Raw genomic sequence first — 10,270 nt, 5'->3', positions numbered from 1 at the left:
TTGGCGTTATAGGGTGTGCGGTGCGTTTAAATGGGGCCGGCGGCCGGGGGGGGGGGGGGGGGGGGGGGGGGGGGGGGCCCCCCCCCCCCACCCCTCGATTTGACCTGGTTGGCGGCTGAAGGGTCGCCACCTGCTGGTTATCGTGGAGGAAGTTCGTGTCGCCCGGTGTGACCGGCCCGACGAATCTGACACTCCAGCCCCCGGTGTCGTCCCTTTTTGGAATGTGCAGGAGGTTGCGCTGTGGGCGCGCGTATTCAGTTCGCGGTCAATTCGATGAGAAGCCATCGAGAAACCAGGATGTCCACCATCCGGTTGATTTCTTTCGCTCGCGAGCGGCTGGTTCCCCGCGGGTATCGCCCGAGTGTGCCCGGAACGAGCCGGAAGGCCGAATCGTGACCGGCGCGATGCCGCGGCAACGCGCGGCGGGGGCCTCCGAAGACGAGTTCGCGAAGCTGGGGCTCGGCGGCTCGCTCGCCCTCACCGGCCTGCTGGCCGCCGTCAAGATCGCGGAAACCGCCACGGGCGTGGTGCTGACCGCCGCCGGGGTACTGCCCGGCGCCAGTCTCCCGAAGGAGCGAGCTCCGGCCCAGCCGGGCGGGGAATGAACGGGAGCTGCCCGGCGGCTCCCGACGGACGGAGGGCTGCCATGGACGGCAGCGGAGGGCGCGACGACCAGCGTCGCGCACACGTGGGTCTCGCCGACGTGCGCCGGCTCGAGGACGTCGTCGCCGAGCTCAGGAGCCTGGACTACCGCTACGGCGGGGGTGCCTGCCGGGCGGCCGTCGAGTCGCGCCTGCTCGCGGCCGTCGCGCTGCTGGAAGGCGTGACCAAGACCGTCGTCCAGGCGCGGCTCTGCACCGCCGTCGCCGACCTGTACAACCTGGCCGGCTGGACGAACTTCGACCAGGACCGCCCGGCCGCCGCGCTGGCCGCGTTCCGGCGGGCGCTGGAGCTCGCCACGCGGGCCGAGAACGATGATCTCCAGGCCAACGTCCGGTACCGCATCGGGCGGCTGCACCTGCACTACGGCGCCGTCGACGCGGCGCTGGAGGAGTTCGCGCGCGGACGGGAGGCCGCCCTGCAGGCGCATTCCAAACTCGCGCAGGCGATCCTGTCGGCCAACCAGGCGTGGGCGCACGCCAAGAAGGCCGACGTCACCGAGGCACTGACCTACCTGCGCCGCGCCCGCGAGGAGTTCGCGGAAGCCGAGGGGCGCGAGCCTTCGCCGTGGGACGCGTTCTTCGGGGCCACCGACCTGGCGGCGATGGCCGGCACGGTGCACGGCGAGCTGGCCCAGGTGGTCGACATCCGGCACGGCCGCGACGGCATTCCCGCGCTCACCGACGCGATCGCCGGGTACGGCACGGGCATGACGCGCAGCCGCTCGCTGACCTTGATCTGGCTCGCCACCGTGCACGCGCTGGACGGCGACCTCGACGTCGCCACCGCCGTCGGCGAAGAGGCGATCGAGCTGGCGGCCGCCCTGCGGTCACCGCGGACGCGGCAGCGGCTGCGCTCGCTGTCCGCGGCGGCCCGCCGCTTTTCCGGCAATGCGGACGCAAGGGAGATCGTCGACCGCCTCGACGATCTCGGGCATTCCGGACGCTAATCGACTGGCCATGGAAAGGTAAACGGCGCGGAAACCGAAAAGGGCACCGCGAAAGGGCAGCCAAAAGTAGGTTCCTCGGCGTGACAGCGATTTCTTATGCTTCTCGGCAACCTGCGGCGAGCATTCCGCGCAGGCCCGGTCCCCACCGCCGAGAGGAAATTCCCCATGCGCTTGCGCAAGCTCGTCGCGGCCGCCGTGCCGCTGCCGGCGTTGCTCGGCCTCGCCGTGGTCGTCCCCGCCGCCGCCGCGACGGAACCCCTGGTCACCCTGGCCGACAACGCCGCCCCGCTCGTCAGCAGCGCCCGTACCGGCGACGTCGCCGGCGGGCAGCGGATCACCGCGGCGCTGTCCCTGAAACTGCACAACCAGCAGGCGCTGGAAAAGTTCCTCGCCGACGTCCAGAACCCGGCTTCACCGCAATACCACCACTTTCTGACCCCGGCGCAGTTCAATGCCGAGTTCGGCCCGACCCAGGCCGACGTCGGCAAGGCCGTCTCATTCCTCGAGAAAGCGGGCGCCACCGGGATCGAGGTTTCCGGCAACCGGCAGGCCGTCACGTTCACCGGCTCGGCGGACCAGCTCGAAGCGGCGTTCCACACCCGGATCGGCACCTACCACGACCAGGTGTCCGGCCGGGACTTCTTCGCCAACGACGCCGCACCGACCGTGCCGGCGGACGTCTCGAGCGTCGTCGGCAACGTCGTCGGCCTGGACAACCACGCCCTGCGGACGCACGCGCAGGCCGTGGCCAAGCCGAACGTCATCAAGGCCGTGACCCCGCCGGTGCTCAAGACCGCTTACGGCACCAGCGGTCTCGCGGCGACCGGCAGCGGCGTGAAGGTCGGCTTCGTCGAGTTCGACGGCTACCAGAAGTCCGACATCACCAAGTACGACAGCACGTACGGCCTTTCGGCGGGCTCGGTGACCACGGTTCCGGTCAGCGGCGCGAACTACGACTCGGCGCCCGGCGACGGCCAGATCGAGGTCGAGCTCGACATCGAGGTGGTGCACGCGCTGGCGGCCGCGGCGAGCGACTACGTGTACGAGGCGCCGAACAGCAGCGCCGGCGAACTGGCGATGTACCAGAAGATCGCGTCGGACCACACGGTGAACGTCGTCTCGATCTCTTGGGGCGCCTGTGAATCCGCGGAGGGGTCGAGCGCGGCGAAGAGCGTCAGCAACGCGATCGCTACGGGCACCGCAGAGGGCATCTCGTACTTCGCGGCCGCAGGGGACGACGGCACGACCGACTGCTACCGCCAGACGGGTTCGACGGCGAAGGCCGTGGACTTCCCGGCGTCGAGCCCGAACGTGACGGGCGTCGGTGGCACGCAGCTGACGGTGACGTCCTCGAACGCGTACAGCAGCGAGAAGGCGTGGAACGACGGCGCGTCCAACGGCTCGACGGGCGGCGGCATGTCGACGGTGTTCACGGCGCCGTCGTGGCAGTCCTCGCAGAGCACGACGTACCGCAAGGTCCCGGACGTCTCGGCCGACGCGGCGAGCGGCTCGGGCTACTACATCTACACGGCGGGTTCGTGGGAGACGGTGTGGGGCACGTCGGGCGCGGCCCCGCTGTGGGCGGCGTTCGCGACGCTGCAGAACCAGGTCCACGGCGGCGGGCTGGGCAACCTGAACCCGAAGTTCTACTCGATCGGCAACGGGTCCTCGTACGGCACGGGCTTCCACGACGTGACGACGGGCAACAACACCCTGCACGGCACGACCGGTTTCAGCGCGGGAACCGGGTATGACCAGGTGACGGGCTGGGGTTCCTTCAAGGGGAGCGGCTTGTCGGGCCTGATCGGCTGAGGTGGTGGGGGCCGGGGCTGTCGCATCGGTGCGACAGCCCCGGTTCCCGTTTTTGTCGGTGCCCGGTGACACACTGCGCACATGGCAGCACTGGTAGCGACACCGAGGTCCCGCGCACTGGGGTTGGGCCTCCGCGCGATGAGGACGGCGCGCGGGCTGGGCCTACGCGAGCTGGCGAGGGTCGTCGACGTCGCGCCGCAGGTGCTGTCGCACTGGGAGAGCGGAACTCGGGTACCGAGGGCGGAACAGGTGGGGTTGCTGCTCGGGGCGATGCGGGTGGAGCCGGTGGAGCGCGAGCGGTTGCTCGAGCTGGCGGAGTGCGCGAAGGAGCCCAACTGGCTCGAGCGCACGGTTCCCCGGAGTGTCGCCGGCCTTGTCGACGTATGTCGAGTACGAGCGCACGGCGACGGAGATGGTCGACTGGGAACCCTTCGTGGTGCCGGGTCTCCTCCAGGTTCCCGGTTATGCCGAAGCCATCCTGGAATCCCACCGGCTCCCACCGCGGATGGTCGAGCAGGAGGTGGCGATCCGCCTGCGGCGGCGGGAGGTGCTCACCCGTCGCGATCCGTTGGCGCTCCAGCTCTTCCTCGGCGAAGAAGCTCTCCGCCGTCCCATCGCCGAACCCGCGGTGATGGCAGAGCAGCTGCGGCTGCTGGTGCGCGCGGCGCAGCCGCGCACCAGCAGCATCCGCGTGGTGCCCAGGGATGCGGCCTACCATCCGGGGCTGTTCGGGCACTTCGTGATCTTCGGCTTCGCCCACCTCCCGCCGGTGGTCCACATCGAGCACCTGCGGGGCAGTTCCCACGTCTACGATGGAGATCACGTGGCCGCCTTCCGGGCGGCCGCGCAAACCCTGTCGGGCCTGGCGCTGGGTGAGCGGGAGTCGCTCGCACTCATCCAGGGGGTGATCGCCGAACTGGAGTGAGATGCCTGAGTGGCGCAAGTCGAGCTACACCGACGAAACCAACTGCGTCGAGGTCTCGCTCGGCCCGGTGTCGCGGGTTCGTGACACCAAGGACCGTCCCGGCGGGACGATCGTCTTCAGTGCGGCCGCTTGGGGGGCTTTCCTTCGCAAGACTAAGCATTAGTCTGGTGGGCATGAACAAGCGCACGGTGCTGGACGCCACCCGCGAACTCCTCCGCGAACTCGGCCTCACCACGGTGTTCGGCAACCCCGGCACCACCGAGGTCCCGTTCCTCACCGACTGGCCGGACGACTTCGACTACGTCCTCGGCCTGCAGGAGTCCGCCGTCGTGGCGATGGCCGATGCCTACGCGCAGGCCACGCGCCGGGCCGTTCTCGTCAACCTGCACTCCGCGGGCGGGGTCGGGCACGGGCTCGGCAGCCTCTTCAACGCCTACCGCAACCGGACGCCGCTGATCGTCGTCGCCGGGCAGCAGAACCGCGCGCTCCTGCCGCACGATCCCTTCCTCGGGGCGATGGACGCGCCCGACTTCCCCAAGCCGTACGTCAAGTGGTCGATCGAGCCCGCCACCGCCGAGGACGTCCCGGCCGCGCTCTCGCGGGCCTACCACGTCGCGACGCAGGCGCCGTCCGGGCCGGTCTTCGTGTCCGTGCCGGCCGACGACTGGACCGTCACCACCGAGCGGTCCGTCATCGCCCGGCCCCGCATCCGCGGCTTCGCGCCGGATCCCGAGGCGATCGACGAGCTCGCCGCCGCGCTCGCGGCCGCCGAACGGCCGGGGATCGTCGTCGGGGGAGCCGTCGACCAGGACGGTGCCGTCGTGGAGACCGTCGCGCTCGCCGAACGCCTCAACGCCGGCGTCTGGGTCGCGCCGATGTCGTTCCGCTGCTCGTTCCCCGAGAACCACCCGCTGTTCCAAGGCTTCCTCGACCCCGAGCGCGGCGCCATCTCCGACCGGCTCGCGCAGCACGACCTCGTCGTCGTGCTCGGGGCGCCCGCCTTCACCTACCACGTCGACCGCGGGCGCGACGAAGCGCGGATGCCGCCGCTGTTCATCGTCAGCGACGACGAGCAGATCCTCGCGCGCGCCTTCGAAGGCACCGGCATCCGGGCGACGCCGAAGCTCGGCGTCCGCGCCCTGCTGAACGTCGTCGACCGGAGCACGCGGCCCGCGCCCGCTCCGCTCCGGCGTCCCGCGAAGCCCAGCGGCGAAAAGCTCACCGGTGAGCTCGTCTACTCGACGCTCGCGGACCTGTTGCCGGACAACGCGATCGTCGTCGAGGAGACGCCCAGCCACCGCGGCGTGCTGCACGACCACCTGCCGATCACCGAGACCGACACCGGCTTCCTGACGATGGCCAGTGGCACGCTCGGCTACGGCGTCCCGGGCGCGGTCGGCGCGGCGCTCGCCCGGCCGGACCGCAAGGTCGTCGGCGTGGTCGGCGACGGCTCCAGCATGTACGGCATCCAGGCCCTCTGGACGGCCGCGCGCCAGGACCTCCCGGTGACGATCCTGATCATGGACAACACGGAGTACGCGGCGGTCCGCATCCTCGGCGACGCGATCGGCGGCGAGAAGATCCCCGGCACCCAGCTGGGTGGCATCGACTTCGCGGCGCTGGCGGCGAGCATGGGCTGCCAGGGCGTGACGATCACCGAGCCGTCGGGCCTGGTCCCGGGCCTGACGGCGGCGCTGGACGACAAGCGCCCGACGCTGGTGCACATCCGAGTCACCCCGTCGGACACGAAGATCTACTGACTTGTCGACAACCGAAGAGCCTTCCGCGACCGCACCATGATGTTCGAACGCAAGGCGCGCCGGCTGACCGACCGGTTCGAGGCCGTCGGCTACTTCGTGGAGAGCGCGGAATCCGGTCCGGCCGGGCGGTTCCGCCTCCAGCTCGGCGACGGTGTCGTCATCGAGGTGCTGCCCGCCTGCGCGGGCCCGGTCGAGCAGTGGTGGCTGTTCGACCGGGGCACCGACCGGCACTACGTGTTCCCGGACTCCGCGGACCGCTGACGCACCACCATCGCCGAGACGTCGGTTTTCCCCACGCTCTCGCGGTCGTCAGCTCCCGGTCTTGGACCTCGTCACGTTCTTGGCCCCCTCGGCCAGCTCCCATTCGGCGGCGTCCGACGCGGCCGCGGCGGCGGCCGCCGGCTCCGGCGAAGCGGGAGTACCGCCGTGCAGCAGCCGCGCCACTTCGCCGCGCAGCGTCACGAACTCCGCCGACTCGCGGGTGGTGATCTGGTTGCGCTCGGCCGGCAGGCCGACGGGCAGGTCCGCCACGATCGAGGCCGGCGACTTCGACAGCACCAGCACCCGGTCGGACAGGTAGACGCTCTCGTCGATGTCGTGCGTGACGACCAGGATCGTGCTGCCCTGCTCACGCTGCACGCGCCGGGTCAGGTCTTCGAGCTCGAACCGCGTCTGCGCGTCGACCGACGCGAACGGCTCGTCCATCAGCAGCAGCGACGGCCGGCTGGCCAGCGCGCGGGCGATCGACACCCGCTGCTGCATGCCGCCCGACAGCTGCCACGGGAACTTGCCGCCCACCGCGGACAACCCGACCTGCTCCAGCGCCTCGGCCGCCCGTGAACGCCGTTCCGCGCGGGAGATCGACCGCCAGCGCAGCGGGAACTCGACGTTCTTCTGCACGGACAGCCACGGGAAGAGCGAACGGCTGTAGTCCTGGAACACCACGGCGAGGTCGTCCGGCACGCCCGAGACGCGGTCGCCGTGCAGGCTCACCGTGCCCTCGGTCGGCGGGGTCAGCCCGGCGACGCAGCGCAGCAGGGTCGACTTCCCGCAGCCCGACGGGCCGACGATGCTGGCCAGCTGCCCGGCTTCGACGGTGAACGACAGGTCGTTCACCGCGGTGTGCGCCTTCGCGCCCGAGCCGTAGCGGTGGCTGAGGCCGGACACTTCGAGCATGGTTGACATGGGAGAGGCCTTTCGCGCGTCAGTCGCGGCCGAGACGGGTCGGCTGCCAGGCCAGCACCCGCCGTTCCGCGGCCAGGAAGATCGTGTTGAAGACGTAGCCGAGGATGCCGAGCAGCACCAGCCACGACCACATCTGCGGGAAGTCGAAGTCCTGCTGGGCGTTCATCAGCGCCCGCCCGATGCCGTTGTACGCACCGACGAGCTCGGAGACGACCATCAGCAGCAGCGAGATCGACAGGCTCACCCGCAGCCCGGCGAAGATCTTCGGCGCCGCCGCGGGCAGCACCACCATCGCCACCCAGTACCGCTTCGGCGTGCGGAAGGACCGCGAGGTCTCCACCTTCACCTGGTCGACCGAGCGGACGCCGTCGACCGCGTTGAGCAGCACCGGCCAGATCGCGCCGAAGATGATCGACCCGATCTGCATGCCCGAGCTCAGGCCGAACAGCACCGCGAACACCGGGATCAGCGTGGGCGGCGGGATCGAGCGGAAGAACGCGAACAGCGGGCCGAGGTACTCCATCGCCGTCGCGGACCGGCCGACCAGCAGGCCCAGCGCGATACCGACGACCGCGGCCAGCGCCCAGCCGCCGAGCATCCGGCCGAGGCTGGGGAAGACGTTGTCGAAGACGGCGTCGGTGAGGAAGAGGTGCGACGCGGGGCCGGTGAACCACAGCTTCCCGGCGGCGGCCGCGATCTCCGTCGGCGGCGGGAAGAACTTGCTGCCGCCGGCGCGGGCGGCGAACTCCCAGCCCACCACGAGGATCGCGAAGAGCAGCCAGTTGCGGACGACGGTGGCGGCACCGCGGGCGGCCCGGCGGCCCACCCGGCCGGAAAGAGTCGCCGTGCTCACGCGATCGCCTCCCGGTCGACGCTGCTCCAGCGGAACAGCCGCTTGCCCACCAGCTCGAGTCCTTCGTTGATCAGGTACCCCAGTACCCCGGCGACCACGGTACCGGCCAGGACCAGGTCGAACCGGACCGAACCGGTGCTGGCGACGAGGATGAAGTTGCCGAGTCCCACTTCGGAACCGGCCAGGAACTCCACGCTGACGACGGCGATCAGCGCGATGGTCGCCGACAGCCGGATGCCGGTGAAGACGAACGGCGCGGTCTGCGGCAGCGCGACCGACGACAGGATGCGGAACCGGCTGGTCCCGCACGCGCGCGCGGTCTCCATCAGCACCGGGTCGATCTCGCCCATGCCGTAGATGGTGTTGAACATGATCGGCCACAGCGAGGCGTACACCGCGAGGGTGATCTTCGCGTCGGGGCCGGAGCCGATCACCAGCAGCACCAGCGGCACGAGCGCGGTGACCGGGATCGGGCGGAGGAATTCGACGATCGCGGCGGTGGCGGTGCGCAGCACCGGGACGCTCCCCAGCAGCAGCCCGGCGGGCACGCCGACGGCGATCGCGATGAGGATGGCGATCAGCCAGGCGAGCATGGTCGCGATGACGTCGCGGATGAAGTCGGCGTCGCCCAGCAGGTCCCCGACGGTGACCAGGACGACGCTCGGCGGCGGGATGAACGTCTTACTGACCAGGCCGACCTGGACGACGACCTCCCAGAACAGGAGGAAGCCGACCAGACCGGCCAGGCCGCGGAGCAGTTTCTTCACGTCAGCTGGTCGCCTGCGGCGCGATCATCGAGGCGGCGTCGACCTTGCTGGTGATGACACCCATCTGGAGCAGCAGGTCGGGCACCCGCTGGAGGCGCCGGGCGTCCAGGGTGGAGCCGTAACCCGGCAGGGTGAGCAGCTTGGCCGTGTCCTCGTCGATCTTCGCGTACTTCACCAGCAGCGGCTCGACCTTCGCGCGGTCGTTGATCGCGTCGAGGGTGGCCTTCTTCATCGCGCGCTGGAAGGCCGCGAGGGTCTTCGGGTTCGCCTGGACCCACTTCGCCGTCGAGCCGTAGCCGGTCAGCGGGAAGTCCTGGCTGGCGCCGGTGTTGATGTCGATGACCGGCGTCGCGCCGACGAGCTTCGCCGCCTGCGAAAGCTGCGGTTCCGGCATGTAGGCCGCGTCCACCTGGTTGTCCTTCAGCGCCGCCGCCATGTTCGGGAGCGGCATCGGGACCCAGTTGACCTTGCTGGAGTCGACGCCGTGGTCCTTCATGACCGACTTGGTGAGGATGTCCGACGCGGTGTTGAGGGCCGTGATCGCGATCCGCTTGCCCTCGAGGTCCTTGACCGTCTTGACCGTCGAGTTGGGGACCGTCACGATCGCGTTGCTCTTCGCGTTCACCGACGTGCCGTCGGCGACGAGCTGGATGTCCGCGGCGCCCTTGCTCTTGGCGACGAAGAACGGCGTGTAGGTGGAGAGTGCGATGTCCGCTTCGCCGGAAATCGCCTTCGTCATCGACGCCTGCCCGCTCGGCGCGATGATCTGCTCGACCTCGAGACCTTCGGCCTTGAAGTAGCCACCGTCCTGGGCCAGCCAGAACGGCGCCAGGTCGGTCGTCGGCATGATCGAGACCTTGATCTTCGACTTCTCCAGGCCGCCACCGTTCGACGAGGCGTTCGAGTCGTCCGAGCCGAGCGCACTGCAGCCGGTGAGGGCTGTGGCGGCTGCGACGGTGAGGGCGAGCCCGAGCGCGGCGCGGCGAGTGCGAACCCGGCCACTGCTCATGGCGTTTCCAAGCAAGGCCTGCTCCTAGGGTGAAAAAATTGACGGTTGGTGGACCGAATCCCGGGGAAGTACGTAACTCATTCTCGGGAGTACGCGGGCCACTGTAGAGAAGGTGACCGCCTGCTCACAACGGGTGGGATCAATACCCGAGCGGGTGGCACACGTCACTCTTTTGGCCTCTGGTCTAGACCCACTGCTCCACTCGCCGTAAGCGTTCACCCAGCGTAGGACCTAGTTCCGGATTAAGAGATCACCAGCTGTGCGCCGGCTGAGCGAACGCTGTGCAACATCGTGCACGAAGCGTCGGGAGGGTTACATCTTCTCCGGGCGTTCGCTACCCTCTGCACCTG

Annotated in this window: 11 protein-coding genes and 1 pseudogene; 8 read left to right on the top strand and 4 right to left on the bottom strand. The window is 69.8% G+C overall.

Translation table 11 applies throughout. From position 1 onward, the window contains the following. Positions 1 to 392: 392 nt before the first annotated feature. From AB0M83_RS41670 to AB0M83_RS41635, 8 genes and pseudogenes are all read left to right on the top strand, one after another. Positions 393 to 605: a hypothetical protein gene (locus AB0M83_RS41670; protein ID WP_364526241.1), complete on the top strand. Its 213-nt coding sequence runs from the start codon at positions 393 to 395 to the stop codon at positions 603 to 605. Positions 606 to 646: 41 nt separating this feature from the next. Then, the gene (locus AB0M83_RS41665) at positions 647 to 1,609 is read left to right on the top strand and encodes a hypothetical protein (protein WP_364526239.1); all 963 of its coding nucleotides are present in this window, start codon (positions 647 to 649) and stop codon (positions 1,607 to 1,609) included. A 165-nt stretch (positions 1,610 to 1,774) separates the two neighbouring features. Beyond that, on the top strand, positions 1,775 to 3,421 hold the full coding sequence (locus AB0M83_RS41660; RefSeq protein ID WP_364526237.1) for a S53 family serine peptidase: 1,647 nt from the start codon (positions 1,775 to 1,777) through the stop codon (positions 3,419 to 3,421). Positions 3,422 to 3,502: 81 nt separating this feature from the next. Continuing rightward, positions 3,503 to 3,664, top strand: a pseudogene (locus AB0M83_RS41655) (helix-turn-helix transcriptional regulator); the annotation flags it as partial. Between the two features lie 118 nt (positions 3,665 to 3,782). Next, a complete protein-coding gene (locus AB0M83_RS41650) occupies positions 3,783 to 4,346 on the top strand; it encodes a DUF5753 domain-containing protein (protein WP_364526235.1) in 564 nt (187 codons plus the stop codon). Position 4,347: 1 nt separating this feature from the next. Further along, entirely contained in the window at positions 4,348 to 4,509 is a 162-nt protein-coding gene (locus AB0M83_RS41645; protein WP_364526233.1) for a DUF397 domain-containing protein, read from the top strand. Positions 4,510 to 4,519: 10 nt separating this feature from the next. Beyond that, positions 4,520 to 6,106 carry a benzoylformate decarboxylase gene (gene mdlC / locus AB0M83_RS41640; RefSeq protein WP_364526231.1) on the top strand — a complete coding sequence of 529 codons (1,587 nt, stop codon included), beginning with the start codon at positions 4,520 to 4,522 and terminating at the stop codon, positions 6,104 to 6,106. Positions 6,107 to 6,142: 36 nt separating this feature from the next. Then, positions 6,143 to 6,367 carry a hypothetical protein gene (locus AB0M83_RS41635; protein ID WP_364526230.1) on the top strand — a complete coding sequence of 75 codons (225 nt, stop codon included), beginning with the start codon at positions 6,143 to 6,145 and terminating at the stop codon, positions 6,365 to 6,367. Between the two features lie 48 nt (positions 6,368 to 6,415). Here the strand turns inward: AB0M83_RS41635 and AB0M83_RS41630 are convergent, their stop codons facing one another. From AB0M83_RS41630 to AB0M83_RS41615, 4 genes are read right to left on the bottom strand one after another with little or no spacing between them, the layout of a single operon-like run. Beyond that, a complete protein-coding gene (locus AB0M83_RS41630) occupies positions 6,416 to 7,291 on the bottom strand; it encodes an ABC transporter ATP-binding protein (protein ID WP_364526228.1) in 876 nt (291 codons plus the stop codon). A gap of 19 nt (positions 7,292 to 7,310) precedes the next feature. Then, positions 7,311 to 8,144 carry an ABC transporter permease gene (locus tag AB0M83_RS41625; protein ID WP_364526226.1) on the bottom strand — a complete coding sequence of 278 codons (834 nt, stop codon included), beginning with the start codon at positions 8,142 to 8,144 and terminating at the stop codon, positions 7,311 to 7,313. Further along, entirely contained in the window at positions 8,141 to 8,911 is a 771-nt protein-coding gene (locus AB0M83_RS41620) for an ABC transporter permease (protein WP_364526224.1), read from the bottom strand. The genes AB0M83_RS41625 and AB0M83_RS41620 overlap by 4 nt, the downstream gene beginning before the upstream one ends. 1 nt (position 8,912) lies before the next feature. After that, positions 8,913 to 9,920, bottom strand: coding sequence for an ABC transporter substrate-binding protein (locus AB0M83_RS41615; RefSeq protein ID WP_364526222.1), 1,008 nt, complete (start codon positions 9,918 to 9,920; stop codon positions 8,913 to 8,915). Positions 9,921 to 10,270: the final 350 nt, after the last annotated feature.

It is taken from the genome of Amycolatopsis sp. NPDC051106 (assembly GCF_040682775.1).
Lineage (GTDB): Bacteria > Actinomycetota > Actinomycetes > Mycobacteriales > Pseudonocardiaceae > Amycolatopsis.
This window is presented reverse-complemented; position numbering and strand designations above follow the sequence as displayed.

Coding starts and splice junctions, on each gene's coding strand:
- AB0M83_RS41665 (WP_364526239.1), top strand. CDS start 647: ATGGACGGCAGCGGAGGGCGCGACGACCAGCGTCGCGCACACGTGGGT.
- AB0M83_RS41660 (WP_364526237.1), top strand. CDS start 1,775: ATGCGCTTGCGCAAGCTCGTCGCGGCCGCCGTGCCGCTGCCGGCGTTG.
- AB0M83_RS41645 (WP_364526233.1), top strand. CDS start 4,348: ATGCCTGAGTGGCGCAAGTCGAGCTACACCGACGAAACCAACTGCGTC.
- mdlC (WP_364526231.1), top strand. CDS start 4,520: ATGAACAAGCGCACGGTGCTGGACGCCACCCGCGAACTCCTCCGCGAA.
- AB0M83_RS41635 (WP_364526230.1), top strand. CDS start 6,143: ATGATGTTCGAACGCAAGGCGCGCCGGCTGACCGACCGGTTCGAGGCC.
- AB0M83_RS41630 (WP_364526228.1), bottom strand. CDS start 7,291: ATGTCAACCATGCTCGAAGTGTCCGGCCTCAGCCACCGCTACGGCTCG.
- AB0M83_RS41615 (WP_364526222.1), bottom strand. CDS start 9,920: ATGAGCAGTGGCCGGGTTCGCACTCGCCGCGCCGCGCTCGGGCTCGCC.